Genomic DNA, 14,980 nt, shown 5'->3' on the forward strand with positions numbered 1-14,980 from the left:
ATGTTCTGGACTTCACTCGGCCGGCGCCGCTCCGACTTGGCCGGCGACTTCCTGATCCAGTTCCGCCAGGAAGTCGGTGATGCGCTGGGCATTGTCGCCAAGGTCGTAGCGGCCGTAACGCGAGGCAGAGCGCATGTCGACGATGACCGTATCGCCATCGTCCATCACGCGGATCGCCACATCGGCCGGAAGGCCGAGCACGAAGCCCTTGGCGACAGCGGTGATGGTCACGTCGCTTTGCCCGGTAAGGTCGGGATAGGGCTCGGAAAGCTCCCAACTGCGCCGGTCGAGCACGGTTTCGACGGCATTGACGATGGTCTCGAATGGCAGGTCGTAGCTGCGCGCGGTGACCAGCGGATAGTTGTCGGCCTGCAGCCGCTGTTCGCCCGGCGTCGACGGAACAAGCACATTCATGTCCTTCGTCCGGTCGCTGACGTCGAGCGCGGGCGGATCATCGAAATCGGTCGTGATGTCCCGGAGCGGCGGATAGATCGTCGCCCAGTAGGCGGCAACGCCATAGGGGACCAGCACCAGCAGTGCCAGCAAGGCGCCGACGGTCAGATCGCGGCCACCGCGGTCACCGAATTTCCATAGCCTCGAAAAGGCAAAGGCGGCAAACAGCAACGACAGCGCCGCCAGCAGCGCGACAATGCCCAGCACCCACAGGAACACCGGCGTTTCGACGAGATCGAAGCGGTGCCCGACGAAGTCGGTCAGCAAAAGCACCGCTGAAAATGCGCCGGTGCGCCGCGACCAGCCGGCAGCCTTCGACGTTCGCCGTTCGGGAATGCTAACCATTGTTCTCTGCGTTGCCCCAACCCGGACGGAGGTTTAGTGAATTTTCGCGGCGGCTTGAAGCCGAAACACGCAACATCCCGTCAATCCGTCGGCAACCGATAATCCCTGAACTGCTGGCGCAAGGTTGTTTTCTGGATCTTGCCGGTGGCGGTATGCGGTATTTCGCCGACGAAAGCGACATCGTCGGGCATCCACCATTTGGCCACCTTGCCATCCATGAAGCCCAAAATCTCCGCCTTGGTCGGTTCCTTGCCTGGCTTGGCAACGACGACCAACAAGGGCCGCTCGCCCCATTTCGAGTGATGGACGCCAATGGCCGCCGCTTCCGCCACGTCCGGATGGCCTACGGCCAGATTCTCGAGGTCGATGGTCGAAATCCATTCACCGCCGGACTTGATGACGTCCTTGGCCCGATCGGTGATCTGCATGTAGCCGCTGGCATCTATGTGAGCGACATCTCCGGTGTCGAACCAGCCGTCCTCGTCGAACTGCTCCGCGCCGACGCCACCGTAATAAGCGCGGGCGACGGCCGGGCCGCGCACCTTCAGGCGGCCAAAGGTCTTGCCATCCCAGGGTTGCGCATTGTTCTCGTCATCGGTCACCTTCATTTCGACACCGAAGGGCGGGTAGCCCTGCTTCTGCTTGACATCGAGCCGGGCCTCGCCCTGGAGATTCTCATATTCGGGCTTCAAGGTGCACAGCGTGCCGAGCGGCGACATCTCGGTCATGCCCCAGGCATGGATGACCTGGACGTCGTAATTGTCCTGGAACTTCGTCATGATCGCGCGCGGGCAGGACGAGCCGCCGATGACGACCTTGTTCAGATAGGGAAGCTTCTTGCCGGTCTCCTCCAGATATTGCAGCAGCATCATCCACACGGTCGGCACGGCGGCGCTGAAGGTTACCTTCTCGGTGTCGAGCAACTCGTAGATCGAGGCGCCGTCCATCTTGCAGCCGGGCATGACCAGCTTGGCGCCGATCATCGGGCCGCTCTGGGCAAGACCCCAGGCATTGGCGTGGAACATCGGCACCACCGGCAGGATCGTGTCGCGCGACGACAGGCCCATCGCGTCGGGCATGGCCGCGATCATGGCGTGCAGCACGTTCGAGCGGTGGCTGTAGACGACGCCCTTGGGGTCGCCCGTCGTGCCCGATGTGTAGCACATGCCGGCAGCGGTGCCTTCGTCGAAGGTCTTCCAGGCGAAATCGCCATCGACCTCATCAAGCCAGGCCTCATAGGCGACGGCGTTGGGCAAGGTCGTTTGCGGCATGTGCGCCTTGTCGGTCAGCACAATCACCTTTTTCAGCGATTTGACGGCTCCGGCGATCTTCTCCAGCAACGGTACGAAAGTGAGGTCGACGAAGACGGCCTTGTCCTCGGCATGGTTCATGATCCAGACGATCTGCTCGGGAAACAGGCGCGGATTGAGCGTATGATAGATCGCGCCGACGCCCATGATGCCGTACCAGGCCTCGATATGGCGTGCCGTGTTCCAGGCCAGCGTGGCGATGCGGTCGCCCAACCCGTAGCCGTCCCGCTCCAGCCTCTGGGCGACCTTGAGGGAACGACGATGAATGTTGGCATAGGTGGTGCGCACGATCGGTCCCTCGATCGAGCGCGACACGATCTCGCGCACCCCATGCTGCCGTTCAGCGTTGTCGATAAGCTTGTGGCACAGCAGCGGCCATTCCTGCATCAGCCCCAGCATCCCGTTCCTCCTCCCTCGCGCATTTTGCGTCATGGCTTTTGGCGCATTGTGAAGCGAACCGGCGGATTGTCCAGTCACCCGCTTGCGCGCGACACGAATTTCAGAGCCCGTGCCGCGACGGCAAGCGGTTGAATTCCGGCATGTTTTGGATTTCAGGCCGCTGATCCCTCGTGCCACCGAGATGGCAGGAGGGTCAAACCACCATTGTGGCGGCATTGTCTTGCGAAATGACCGGGAAATCCGCCACAATCCGGCCATCGTCCGCGTTAAGTTTCGTTAACGGGCAAAGGGGTGCGATTGGCGACTGAAAGAGGTTCGCATGGACACGCAGCTCGACGACAAAGTGCTTGAGAGCACACTTGCCGAAAGCCTGGCCGATCTGGGGCCGGACGAAAAGACTGTTTCCGAAGACGAATTTGTTGAAGTTGTCGGCGGCGCGCTCGAAGCGGTCGGCGGCACGCTGCTTTTTAAGATGTGCGTCCAGAACGCAGGGGAAGGCCAGCACGTCGCTGCCGCATCCGTCGGCGCTGGCGGCAATCGCCAATTCCTTCTGCTGACATTGCCGACCGGCGGCGGCTCGCTGAAAGTCGAGACCGTTTCGAGGAGCAGCAACCCGGTGGCGGGCATCGCGGCCGCCTATGCCGGACTGATGGACGCATTCAAGACCGCCGCCTGAGCCTCGGTGGACGCCCGAAAGCGCTGTAGCGCCACGCCTCGGTGATTGGTGCGCCTGTTTTCGTGATGTGAACGGACCTTGCGCAACAGCCCTACCCGCCACACCTTAGGGGGCGAGGTAAGGAGAAACCAGCATGGACAAGATCGCCAACCCGGCACCCGGCTTCCAGCGCAATCCCGACAAGATCATCACCATCGAGCCCTATATCGGCACCGTCACCGTGCGCGCCGGCGACACGGTCATCGCGTCATCCACCAAGGCCAAGGTGCTGACGGAGGCTCCCTATTCCCCGGCCTTCTACATTCCGTTCGCCGACATCGATTTCGACAAGCTCAGCAGCACGCAGCACTCGACCCATTGCCCCTATAAGGGCGACGCCAGTTATTGGAGCGTGCTGCCTGCCGGCGAAACCGGTCAGAATGCGATGTGGGCCTACGAGCGGCCTTTCGACGAAATGACCGAAATCCGCGATCACGGCGCGTTCTACGCCAGCAAGGTCAGCATCGAAGCCAAGCCGGCCTGAGCAGGCGTCAGTTCCAGCACATCTCTGCGAGATCAGTCGGTGGTGCCGTGATTGCCTGTGCCATCGGCATCGTCGAGGCGCACGAAAGTCATGCCCTTGTCCTTGAGCGCCAGCAGGCCCTGAACCACACCCTCGCCGGCAGCGTGTGTCGGCTGGTTGATGTGGGCGATGATGACGTCACCGTCCTTGGCCGCGGCGATACGCCTGGTGGTTTCCTTGGCGCCCAGCAGCGAGCCACCGTCGCCATTGATCGAGAAGCCCGCGATCTTGAAACCGAGCTTGCGGATCATCGCGATCGCCGAAGGGCTGTATTCGGCGGTCGCGCCACGGAACCATTTCGGTGCCGGCTCACCGGTTCTGGCAAGCGCCGCGACCCCCGACTCGACCTCGGCCAGCACGGCCTCCGGGCTGCCGGCGCTCTTTATGCCATAGATCTTCTGCGGTGTGTCGACCGCCGGAATATGGCGCCCGCCGTGATTTTCCAATTCGAAAAGGTCGGGATGCGCCCGCATGATCTCGACGGCCGCGGCGTTCCGCTTCAGCCAGATGCCGGTGACGAAAATGGTGGCGGGGATCTTGTTTTCCACCAGCGCCGAGAGAATGCGTGTGTCGGTCTGTCCGCCGCAGGCATCGAGCGTGAGTGCAACGCGGCCGGCCCCACTTGCCGCGGGCTTGATGTGCAGCGTGGGTTCGACCAGCGGCGCGGCCTGGGCGCTGGCTACCATCGCCGCCGACATGGCGATCATGCAGAGATGTCTTTGCAGCAGACGCATCAAACCGAATTCCTGACTGGGGCAGCTCACCGTTTCACGGCGACCTGCTCCAACTCTTTGTGTTGGAGCAGCGATTTCAAGCCGTCATTCCAAGACCTGCATGAAGGCGGAAATCGGGACGATGGATAGCAGAAAAATGCCTGGCGCGGCAATTTGACCGTCCGCCTGATGCACGCGCCATTCGACAGCCCCCAACGATCGATCGCCTTTCAGACAGCGCGTTCCCGCTTCATCTCGGTGCGCGCCAGCAGCTCGCGCGCCGCTTTGACGACAGGTTTCACCTCCAGGCGCCACACGCAGCACGCCTTGCTGGGATCCTTCGGGCGGCAAAAGCCCCTGGCCACGCAGTCGCACGGCATGGGCGGCCGCAGCGCGATGCTGGGCACGCCGACAGGTCCCCAGCGCAACGGATGCGTCAGGCCGAAAAGCCCGACAACCGGCGTGCCCGTGGCAGCGGCCATATGCATCGGGCCGCTCTCATTGCCAAGAAACAGCCGCGCCTGTTTCAGGACAGCCAGCAAGGTCTCGAGCGACAGCGACCCGACGAGGTCGACGACCGGCGCCGCCGTCCTGGCGATGATCTGCGCGGCGGCCTCGCGTTCGTCCGGCCCTCCCACCAGGGCAATGCCCAATCCGCTGTCGGCTACAATCTCGTCGATGGCCTCGGCAAACCGTTCCGGCTGCCATTGCCGGCCCTTGAAGCTCGCGCCCGCATGCACGGCGATGAAGCCGTCTGGGTTGAGATGGTGCTTGGCCAGAAGCGCCAGCGCTTTCAAGGTCTCTGATGGCAGCGGCTGAATGCTCGGCACCGTCACGCGCAGATCGAGGCCGAGCGCCTCAAGGGGCGAAAGATAGCGATAGACAAAATGCTGGCCACCAAACCCCTGTGGTTTTGCAAACAGATTGGCGGGTTGCCGCTCCAGCAGCTTCAGGGGCCTTTCGGGAGGATTGTAGCCGACGCGCGTCTTTGCGTTGACGAGCCCGCTGACGAGGCGCGAGGTCTTGGAATCGGTCAGGTCGATTGTCAGATCGAAACGGAAACCGCGCAACTCCCGCACCATGGCATAGAGCTCTTTAGCGCGCTCCAGTGGGGTGCCGCGCATGCGGGACCGGCTGAACGTGACCACTTCGGAGGCGATGCCATGCGCGACCACAAAGCTTTTGAAACGCGCTTCGCAAAGGAAGACGATCCTGGCACCGGGAAATTCGAGCTGCAGGTTCCTGGCGAGCGTCGAGGCGAGGACGATATCGCCGATGAACTTCGTTTGAATGACCAGGATCGAGCGAAACGGCGCGGGTGAGATCTGCAACATGTGATTCCACGGACAATTGGCGGGCGATCCGCAAATTGGGCAGGAACAATGTCGAGATTACGCAATGTCTTCAGCACGTTCACGTGAGGTTTCATACAAAACCGTAAGCTTTGATCTCCCTATCCACGCCCCGTCTTGGCCACCTGTACCGCGGCCTGCGCGGCCGCCAGCCTGGCGATCGGCACGCGATAGGGCGAACACGAGACATAGTCGAGCCCGACCTCCTCACAGAAACGGATCGAAGCGGGATCGCCGCCATGTTCGCCGCAGATGCCGAGCTTGATCTCCGGCCGCGTCGCCCTGCCCTTTTGTGCGGCCATGCGCACCAGTTCGCCGACGCCGTCTATGTCGAGTGAGACGAATGGATCCTGCTCGATGATGCCCTTCTTGCGGTAGGTTTCCAGGAACGAGGCCGCATCGTCGCGTGAGATGCCGAAAGTGGTCTGGGTAAGATCGTTGGTGCCGAAGGAGAAGAACTCGGCCGACTCGGCGATGACATGGGCGCGGATCGCAGCGCGCGGCAGTTCGATCATCGTGCCTGTGAGGTACTCGATCTTGACGCCGCTCTCCTCCATGACGCTCTTGGCGACCGCATCGATGCGCGCCTTCACGTAATCGAGTTCCTTCACCAGGCCGACCAGCGGCACCATGATCTCGGGAACCACCAGCGCGCCGGCCTTCTTGCCGGCCTCGACGGCGGCCTCGAAAATGGCGCGCGCCTGCATCTCGGCGATCTCGGGATAGGAGACGGCCAGCCGGCAGCCGCGATGGCCGAGCATCGGGTTGAATTCGTGCAGCGCCTCGGTGCGCTGCCTGAGCTTGTCGGGCGAGACGTTCATGGCGGCCGCGACCTCGGCGATCTCGGCCTCGGTCTTGGGCAGGAATTCGTGCAGCGGCGGATCGAGCAGGCGGATCGTCACCGGCAGGCCGGCCATGATCTCGAACAGTTCGAGGAAGTCAGAGCGCTGCATGGGCAGAAGCTTGGCAAGGGCGGCGCGCCGGTCCTTCTCGGTGTCGGCCAGGATCATCTCGCGCATGGCGACGATGCGGGCGCCGTCGAAGAACATGTGCTCGGTGCGGCAAAGCCCGATGCCTTCGGCGCCGAAGGAGCGCGCCATGCGGGCATCGAGTGGGGTTTCGGCGTTGGTGCGCACCTTCATGCGGCGCACGGCGTCCGCCCATTCCATGATGGCGGCGAAATCGCCCGACAGTTCCGGCTGCAGCATGGCCACGGCGCCCTTCAGCACCTGGCCGTTGCCGCCGTCGATGGTGATGATGTCGCCCTTGCGGAAGGTCTGCCCCATCGAGAGCAGCGTGCCGGCCTTGTAGTCGACGCGCAGCGAGCCGGCGCCCGAGACGCAAGGCTTGCCCATGCCGCGCGCGACGACGGCGGCGTGGCTGGTCATGCCGCCGCGCGTGGTCAGGATGCCTTCCGCCGCATGCATGCCATGGATGTCCTCGGGGCTGGTCTCGATGCGCACCAGGATCGCCTTGCGGCCTTGTGCCTTGAGGTCCTCGGCATCGCCGGAGGAGAAGACGATCTCGCCGGTGGCGGCGCCGGGCGACGCCGGCAAGCCGACGCCGATGACGTCACGCGCGGCCTTCGGATCGATGGTCGGGTGCAGCAACTGGTCAAGTGAGGCCGGATCGATGCGGGCGACGGCTTCTTCTTTCGTGATCAGGCCGTCCCTGGCCATTTCGACGGCAATCTTCAGCGCCGCCTTGGCGGTGCGTTTGCCTGACCGGGTCTGCAGCATCCACAACTTGCCGCGCTCGATGGTGAATTCGAGGTCCTGCATGTCGCGGTAGTGCTTTTCCAGACTGTCGGAGATGGTGACGAAAGACTGGAAGGCGTCCGGCATCAACTTCTGCAGCGACGGCTTGTCGGAGCCGGCGGCGATGCGGGCCGCCTCGGTGATGTTCTGCGGCGTGCGGATGCCGGCGACGACATCCTCGCCCTGCGCGTTGACCAGGAACTCGCCATAAAGCTGCTTTTCGCCGGTCGACGGGTTGCGGGTAAAGGCAACGCCGGTGGCTGAAGTCTCGCCCATATTGCCGAACACCATGGCCTGGACGTTGACCGCCGTGCCCCAGCTTTCGGGAATATCGTGCAGACGCCGGTAGGTGATGGCACGGTTGTTCATCCAACTCGAGAACACGGCGCCGATGGCGCCCCAGAGCTGCTCTTGCGGATCCTGCGGGAACGGCCTGCCGAGTTCTTCCTCGACCTTGGCCTTGTAGAGCGCGATCACGCCTTGCCATTCGATGGCCGTCAGTTCGGTGTCGAGCTCATGGCCGAGGCTGGCCTTCTGGTCCTCGAGTATCTCCTCGAACACCTCGTGATCGAGACCCATGACCACGTCGGAATACATCTGGATGAAGCGGCGGTAGCTGTCATAGGCAAAGCGCGCATCGCCGGAATCGCTGGCCAGGGCCTCAACGGTCTCGTCGTTAAGGCCGAGATTGAGCACGGTGTCCATCATGCCGGGCATCGAGGCGCGGGCTCCGGAGCGTACCGACACCAGCAGCAGCTTAGACGGATCGCCGAACCGGCGGCCGGTCAGCCGGCCGATGTGATCGAGCGCCACCGCCACGTCGGCTTCCAACCCCGCTGGATAGGCGCGGCCATTGGCATAATAGGCATTGCAGACCTCGGTGGTGATGGTGAAACCCGGCGGCACCGGCAGGCCCAGGCTGCACATCTCGGCCAGGTTGGCGCCCTTGCCGCCCAGCAGATTCTTGTCGCCGGCACGGCCTTCCGCCGCACCATCGCCAAAGGTGAAAACCCATTTGGTCATGCTTTGCTCTCCGGTTGCAGGAGATTGGAAAGATTGGCGAAACGGAAAGTTCCGCCCTGCTCCGACTTTGGAGCGATATGATGCTGCAGTGCGAAAGGCAAGCGCCGGCAAAGCCGTCCGGCCGCTACAATCGATTAAGAAAAAGCCTCGCCCGGACATGCGGCAAAAAGACTTGCCACCTCAGGATCCACCGACTAGAACATAAAGGGAACAAAGAGGTGCCCCATGAAACTGACAGGAAAACTCGACTATCTGGAAATGCCGGCGACCGGCGGCACGCTGGACCGGTTGAAGGCTTTTTACAGTTCTGCCTTTGCCTGGTCGTTCACAGACTACGGGCCGACCTATTCAGCCTTTGCCGAGGGCCTGGATGGCGGTTTTCAGGCCGACGCCGCGGAAGCACCGGCCAAGCCGCTGCCTGTGCTCTATAGCGACAACCTCGAGGAAACGCTGAGCGCCGTCGAAAGTGCAGGCGGTACGGTCATCAAGCCGATCTTCGCGTTTCCCGGTGGCCGGCGCTTCCACTTCGTCGATCCGGCCGGCAATGAGCTGGCTGTCTGGGGTGACTAGCCCGCTCGGGCAGGATCTGGTGGCTTTTGTGGATTGCTCGATTGAGCGTTCTTGCCATCGCTCATAAGGATTGTGCTTTTCGGCTGCTCTGCTAATAACCCGCCGCACAAGCGACTCTGACGGCTATTGGGGCGTCGCCAAGTGGTAAGGCATCGGTTTTTGGTACCGACATTCCCAGGTTCGAATCCTGGCGCCCCAGCCAATCAATGATTGTGTACTAAAACCTTACTAAACCATTCGATCGGAGCGCTGGAATCAGGCCCGCTTGGCAACGAACCTCATGAACTGAGGCGACTGCTTTCCGCAATTGAACAGCAGATCGAGGATCGACACCTGGTGTATGAATCCGGTCCAGAGCTGGGGATAGACAGGATAGCCCTCATAGTCGAACCATTCGAGATCGATGCCCTTGAGATCGAAGACCTCGGGCACGATGTAGTCCTTCGCGGACGGCCCCGAAACGTAGACCGTCCCTCCCGCCTGGGCGCAAATGTCGGCCAACCGCTCGGTTTTGGCACCGTTGAGCTGGTACGCGCTGGAGGACGTGATGGCCGTGGTGATCCCCAAATACCCGCATATTGCCGCGATAAAGCAGCGGTTCAGCTCCGATATGTGCGTGTAGTGGCGGCTATAGAGCGGCTCCAGCCATTCGGCTATTTCCGAAAAGCAGCTTGCCCGACGGTAGTTCAGCTGTAGCTGCCGCCAGTGCGACTGAGCCCAGTCGGCGCCGTCTATCTCGGTCTCGAGAATCTTCTGAAGGTATCTTCCCTTGGTCACGACAGGCACGGTCAGCCATTGGGCGCCGGCAGGCGTCTTGATCTTGTTGCGATTGCGCCAGTCGCGCCGGGTGTATTGCATGTCGTCGTAGAGGATGAACTCGTCGACCGAAGCGATGAGGTCGAAATATCCCTTCCAGGGGATATAGTTGGACTGGAGAATGGCCACCCGCTTCGTCATCTGCTCACAGCTTCACGCACCAAGAATCCCGGGGGCAGCTCAACGTCCTTGCGGTTTGTTCAGCGGTGAACGGCGCTCAGCACCGCGGCCACGCCCTCCTGGGCAGCGAGACTGAGGCCAAACCACAGCGGCAGTCTGATCAGGCGTGCGGCGGCATCGGTGGTGACGCGCAGTTCGCCGTGGGTCCGGCAGTAGCGTCGGCCTGCCGGCGATTCGTGCAGCGGAACATAGTGGAAAATGGCGGCGATGCCATTTTCCCGAAGACGGGCCAGCACGCCACGCCTGTCGACTCCTCCGGGCAGCAGCACGTAGTAGAGATGCGCATTGTGTTCGCACGTCGCCGGAATGATTGGCCGACGAAGCTGCCCGGCCTGCTCCAGTGGCGCCAGCAGCTCGTGATAGCGGTTCCAAATCCGCAAGCGCTCCGCGGTGATCGATTCCGCATCCTCGAGCTGGGCGAGGAGGAATGCCGCCAGCAAATCGCTGGGCAGATAGGAGGAGCCGATATCCTGCCAAGTGTATTTGTCGACCTCGCCGCGGAAGAACCGGCCGCGGTCGGTTCCCTTTTCGCGGATGATCTCGGCCCGTTGGCTGAGCGCGGGGTCATTGATCAGCAGCGCCCCGCCCTCACCCGAAATCAGGTTCTTGGTCTCATGGAAGCTTAGCGTCCCCAAATCGCCAATGCTGCCGAGCGACCGCCCCTTGTAGCGTGCCATCGCGCCCTGGGCAGCATCTTCGACGATCTTGAGATCGTGCCGGCGGGCGATATCGAGTATGGCGTCCATCTCGCAGCCCACTCCGGCATAGTGGACCACCACGATCGCCCGCGTCCTTGAGGTTATAGCGGCCTCTATCAGGCGCTCGTCGATATTGAGGGTATCCTCTCTTATGTCGACGAATACGGGTACGCCGCCGCGCAGCACAAACGCGTTTGCCGTCGATGTGAATGTGTAGGACGGCATGATGATTTCGTCGCCGGGAACAATATCCAGCAGGAGAGCCGACATCTCCAGCGCCGCCGTACATGAATGGGTCAGAAGCGCCTTTGCGCACCCGACATGCTCCTCGATCCAGGCATGGCAGCGCTTGGTGAAAGCCCCGTCACCGGACATGTGCTGAGCAACTCGCGCCTCCGCGATGTAGAGCATCTCCCGTCCGGTCAAATGTAAACGATTGAATGCAACAGGCAGCGACCCGGCAGTCCGCAAAGGCTTGTTCAAAGAATCGGACACTGCCATCCCCCCGCCAAACGGCGCTACTGGTGTCGCCGAAAGAAAGCACCTCCTGTACTTCAACCAGGACAGTTCCATTAATTGGCGGCTTGAGCAAGCCAACTTGGGAAATAGGGCGCGAGAACATCCGATTTCGGCGCCAAGGGCGCAGAATGAAGGAAGCCAGGTTGACGGTGTTGCTTTTCCTGGGGCAACGATAGCTGAAATGAGACGTCGGGCTGAAGCGCCTGGCGCAGCAACGGACCCGTTCCCCTCATGAAGCTTTCCGTCGTCAGCACGCTCTACAAGTCAGAGTCCCATATCGCCGAGTTTTGCGACCGGATCTCTGCCGTGGCGCGCCGCCTGGTCGGGGATGACTTCGAGATCATCCTCGTCAATGACGGCTCTCCCGATGGCAGCCTGGACCTGGCAGTCGCGCGCAGCGCGGTTGACCCGCATGTGACCGTTATCGACCTGTCGCGGAATTTCGGCCACCACAAGGCGATCATGACCGGGTTGGCCCATGCCAAGGGCGATCGGGTGTTCCTCATCGACAGCGATCTCGAGGAAGAGCCCGAGTGGCTGCTGCCCTTTGCCGACCAGATGTCGGAGCACAAGCTCGATGTGGTCTATGGCGTGCAGGGATCCCGCCGTGGCGGCGCCTTCGAACGATGGACCGGCGCGATATTCTTCTCAATCAATGATTGGCTGAGCGACTTCCATCTGCCGCGCAATGTGGTGATCGCGCGGATCATGACTCGCGCCTATGTCGCCGCGCTCGTCAGCCATCAGGATCATGAGTTTATCATCGCTCATCTGTTTCAATTGACCGGTTTCCGGCAGGATTCACAACTCGTCGTCAAGCACGCTTTGTCGCCCACGACCTATTCGATCAACCGCCGCATTCAAATGGCGGTTCGCTATCTGATGACGACATCGACCAAAATTCTTTACCTGATACTGTATTTTGGTCTCACAATTTCGATGTTGTCGGTACTGACGATGGCGTTTTATCTCACAAGATATGTTGTCTACGGTGTTGGCGTTAGCGGGTTCACCTCCATAATAATTTCCATATGGTTCTTTGGCGGCATGACGATGCTCGTCCTTGGTCTTCTCAGTGTCTACATTGCCAACATACTGTCCGAAACCAAACGTCGTCCCTACACGATAATTCGAGCTATTCATCGTGGTGCTGCGGCAGGCATCGAGGGGCAGAACGATGGCGATGCTAAAGATCGGTCATCCCTTGGGTCGGAAAGAGTTCGCGACTAGCTGGTCGTCGGCGCCATCACACGGGGCATTCTGCACAGCTCTGCCAAGTGTTCTTTCCAGCCAGGCGACCACGGATATTCCCTCGGCCGCCGCGGCACCCAGCACTTGGTCGCGCAATGCGGGGGAAACGCCCTCCAATTTGCCGAAATAGCGGGTTCGGTGCGAACCGCCCCGTCGCCCGGGGAACGTGACGTCGAGATCGAGCGGTGGCTCTCCCTGGCCCTTCACGAAGCTGATCAGATAAAAGGACCCGCCGAGAACCCACCGGCAGGTGACCTGTCGCGCAGCGACAGGAATACAGTCCAGCGGCGCGCGATGGCGAAACAGGTGATTGGAGTTTTCCAGTATCCTGGCGAATTCGCTGTTCGCCAGCCAGGGCGCGATTCCCTCGTCGCCGACCACGACCCGCCCGTTCGGCCTCACGACACGGGTGATTTCCGCCAAAGCTTGCCTGTGGTCGGGGAACAGGTTGAAGCCGCCGAAATGATAGGCCGCGTCGAAGAACCCGTCCGTGAAAGGCAGGTGCATCACATCGGCGCAGAACAAGTGCAGGCGTGAGGTGTCCTTCCCCGCGCGGCGCAGGCGATGCTGCCCTGTCAGCAGCATTTCAAGGGACAGGTCCCCGGCAAATACGTCGATGGGCATATCGAGCAGATGGATGGTGTCGCGGCAGGTCCCGCAACCGATCTCCAGCAATCTGCTGTCCGGCCGAAGTTCGAGTTGGGCAAACATGTCCCTGCGCGTTTGCTCCTCGTCCGCAAGGAGCATGGCAAACATTACCTCATTACCGCGGTCATATTCGCTTGCCCGATCGCGGTAGTAGGCCTGGCTCTCGGAGGAGGCCTGCACCTGACCGGAGCGGATGAGCAGTTGCGGAATGCCGTCGATCAGGGGATAGCGCTCATCTGGCCCGCCCAGCAACGCGGAGCCGTCCGCCGCCTTTGTCAGGGGCTGACGAGTCCACGGGGAAACAAAACTCAATTCCGGTATCATTCGCGGAACCGCCCATTTAGACTTGGATACACGATTCTGTGAGCGAAAACCCACCGATGGTTATGCCCATGACGTCTATTGGCGCCCCGGCAACGGACAAAAGCGGGGCAATGCTGCTTGAAGTCGCCCGCTACTATGGCGACAAGGTGCAGGCGCACGGCCCCAGCCCCAAAGGTGTGGACTGGAATACGGAAGAAGGCCAGATCCTTCGCTTCAGGCAATTGGCGTTGCTGATCGACCTGCCGGGCGACTTCACGGTCAACGATCTGGGGTGCGGCTACGGTGCCTTGCTGCCGTTCCTCGCAGATCGCTTTCCCAGTGTACGATACTATGGCTGCGATGTCGCTGCAGAGATGATCGAAGCAGCGGCCACACTTTTTGGTGATCGTTCGCAAGCGCAGTTTGCCGTCGGATCAGTGCCGGCGCAGATTGCCGATTTCGGCTTCGCGAGCGGTATCTTCAACGTCAGGCTGACACGCCCGGACGATCAATGGGCAGCCTATCTGGAGGCAACACTGGACGTCCTCCATGCCACCAGCCGACGCGGCTTCGCCTTCAATTGCCTTACCTCCTATTCGGATCCGGACAAGAGAAGAGCCGATCTTTTCTATGCCGATCCAACGAAGCTTTTCGACATCTGCAAGAAAAAATATGCGCAGCGCGTGGCACTGTTGCACGACTATGGTCTCTATGAATTCACCATCCTGGTCAGGAAGTCATGAAGCGGCCGATCGTCATATTCGGAGCCGGCGATATCGCTGAGCTTGCCCACTACTATTTCACGCGCGATTCCTCCTACGACGTCGCTGCCTTCACCGTTGACGGTGCATTCCTGACCCAGGACCGGCTGGCGGGCCTTCCTGTCGTGCCATTCGAGGCGTTGACCCGGGACTATCCGCCGAGCAGCCATAGTGCGTTCGTGGCGCTCAGCTACAGCAAGCTGAATGAGCTTCGCCGCGAGAAATACTTGGCGCTCAAAGCGTTGGGCTACGATTTCGTAAGCTATATCAGTTCCCAGGCCACCATCCTCAACGACGGCAAGATCGGCGAAAACTGCTTCATTCTCGAGCACAATGTCGTTCAACCTTTCGCATCGATCGGCAACAATGTGACGCTGTGGAGCGGCAATCACATCGGGCACCACTCGCGCATTGCCGATCATTGCTTTCTCGCCTCGCATATCGTGGTCTCGGGCGGGGTCGATATCGGCGAGGCCTGCTTCCTGGGTGTCAACGCGACGCTGCGCGATCATATCCAGGTTGGCGAGCGATGCGTGATCGGCGCAGGAGCGTTAATCCTGGCGGATGCGGCGCCCGACGGCGTCTATCTCGGCAACGCGACGGAGCGGTCGAAAGTGCCAAGCTCACGGCTGAGAAGGATATAA

General features: G+C 61.3%; 14 protein-coding genes and 1 tRNA gene. 7 read left to right on the forward strand and 8 right to left on the reverse strand.

Annotated elements, in window-relative coordinates:
• Positions 1-12 precede the first annotated feature (12 nt).
• Together JN279_RS28745 and JN279_RS28750 are read right to left on the reverse strand one after the other, a co-directional pair.
• Complete coding sequence (locus JN279_RS28745) at positions 13-798, reverse strand: DUF1499 domain-containing protein (RefSeq protein WP_202350848.1); 786 nt, start codon at positions 796-798, stop codon at positions 13-15.
• Positions 799-878: 80 nt separating this feature from the next.
• The gene (locus JN279_RS28750; RefSeq protein WP_096456042.1) at positions 879-2,507 is read right to left on the reverse strand and encodes a fatty-acid--CoA ligase; all 1,629 of its coding nucleotides are present in this window, start codon (positions 2,505-2,507) and stop codon (positions 879-881) included.
• Between the two features lie 319 nt (positions 2,508-2,826).
• Between JN279_RS28750 and JN279_RS28755 the strand changes: the two genes are divergently transcribed.
• Together JN279_RS28755 and JN279_RS28760 are read left to right on the forward strand one after the other, a co-directional pair.
• Positions 2,827-3,183, forward strand: a complete 357-nt coding sequence (locus JN279_RS28755) for a hypothetical protein (RefSeq protein ID WP_096456040.1) — start codon at positions 2,827-2,829, stop codon at positions 3,181-3,183.
• Between the two features lie 133 nt (positions 3,184-3,316).
• Complete coding sequence (locus JN279_RS28760; protein ID WP_096456038.1) at positions 3,317-3,706, forward strand: DUF427 domain-containing protein; 390 nt, start codon at positions 3,317-3,319, stop codon at positions 3,704-3,706.
• Between the two features lie 32 nt (positions 3,707-3,738).
• Here the strand turns inward: JN279_RS28760 and JN279_RS28765 are convergent, their stop codons facing one another.
• From JN279_RS28765 to ppdK, 3 genes are all read right to left on the reverse strand, one after another.
• Positions 3,739-4,479 (reverse strand): polysaccharide deacetylase family protein, encoded by a 741-nt coding sequence (locus JN279_RS28765; RefSeq protein ID WP_202350849.1) that lies wholly within the window; start codon positions 4,477-4,479, stop codon positions 3,739-3,741.
• A 209-nt stretch (positions 4,480-4,688) separates the two neighbouring features.
• Complete coding sequence (locus JN279_RS28770; RefSeq protein WP_202350850.1) at positions 4,689-5,792, reverse strand: glycosyltransferase family 9 protein; 1,104 nt, start codon at positions 5,790-5,792, stop codon at positions 4,689-4,691.
• Between the two features lie 119 nt (positions 5,793-5,911).
• A complete protein-coding gene (ppdK, locus tag JN279_RS28775) occupies positions 5,912-8,590 on the reverse strand; it encodes a pyruvate, phosphate dikinase (RefSeq protein ID WP_202350851.1) in 2,679 nt (892 codons plus the stop codon).
• 225 nt (positions 8,591-8,815) lie between these two features.
• Between ppdK and JN279_RS28780 the strand changes: the two genes are divergently transcribed.
• Both JN279_RS28780 and JN279_RS28785 read left to right on the forward strand, forming a co-directional pair.
• Positions 8,816-9,160: a VOC family protein gene (locus JN279_RS28780; protein WP_202350852.1), complete on the forward strand. Its 345-nt coding sequence runs from the start codon at positions 8,816-8,818 to the stop codon at positions 9,158-9,160.
• A 127-nt stretch (positions 9,161-9,287) separates the two neighbouring features.
• A tRNA-Gln gene (locus JN279_RS28785) sits at positions 9,288-9,362 on the forward strand.
• 53 nt (positions 9,363-9,415) lie between these two features.
• Here JN279_RS28785 and JN279_RS28790 read toward each other — a convergent pair.
• Positions 9,416-10,117, reverse strand: coding sequence for a WbqC family protein (locus tag JN279_RS28790; RefSeq protein ID WP_096456028.1), 702 nt, complete (start codon positions 10,115-10,117; stop codon positions 9,416-9,418).
• A gap of 59 nt (positions 10,118-10,176) precedes the next feature.
• Positions 10,177-11,355 (reverse strand): dTDP-4-amino-4,6-dideoxygalactose transaminase, encoded by a 1,179-nt coding sequence (gene rffA, locus JN279_RS28795; protein WP_202350853.1) that lies wholly within the window; start codon positions 11,353-11,355, stop codon positions 10,177-10,179.
• Positions 11,356-11,604: 249 nt separating this feature from the next.
• On the opposite strand from rffA, the gene JN279_RS28800 reads away from it, so the two are divergent.
• A complete protein-coding gene (locus JN279_RS28800) occupies positions 11,605-12,603 on the forward strand; it encodes a glycosyltransferase family 2 protein (protein WP_202350854.1) in 999 nt (332 codons plus the stop codon).
• On the opposite strand, the gene JN279_RS28805 is transcribed toward JN279_RS28800, so the two are convergent.
• Positions 12,571-13,596 (reverse strand): class I SAM-dependent methyltransferase, encoded by a 1,026-nt coding sequence (locus JN279_RS28805; RefSeq protein WP_202350855.1) that lies wholly within the window; start codon positions 13,594-13,596, stop codon positions 12,571-12,573. The genes JN279_RS28800 and JN279_RS28805 overlap by 33 nt on opposite strands.
• A 68-nt stretch (positions 13,597-13,664) precedes the next feature.
• Between JN279_RS28805 and JN279_RS28810 the strand changes: the two genes are divergently transcribed.
• Positions 13,665-14,318, forward strand: coding sequence for a class I SAM-dependent methyltransferase (locus tag JN279_RS28810; protein WP_244734175.1), 654 nt, complete (start codon positions 13,665-13,667; stop codon positions 14,316-14,318).
• A complete protein-coding gene (locus JN279_RS28815) occupies positions 14,315-14,980 on the forward strand; it encodes an acetyltransferase (protein WP_202350856.1) in 666 nt (221 codons plus the stop codon). Before JN279_RS28810 ends, JN279_RS28815 begins: the two co-directional genes overlap by 4 nt.

This window comes from Mesorhizobium sp. 113-1-2 (assembly GCF_016756475.1).
Taxonomy (GTDB): Bacteria; Pseudomonadota; Alphaproteobacteria; order Rhizobiales; family Rhizobiaceae; genus Mesorhizobium; species Mesorhizobium loti_C.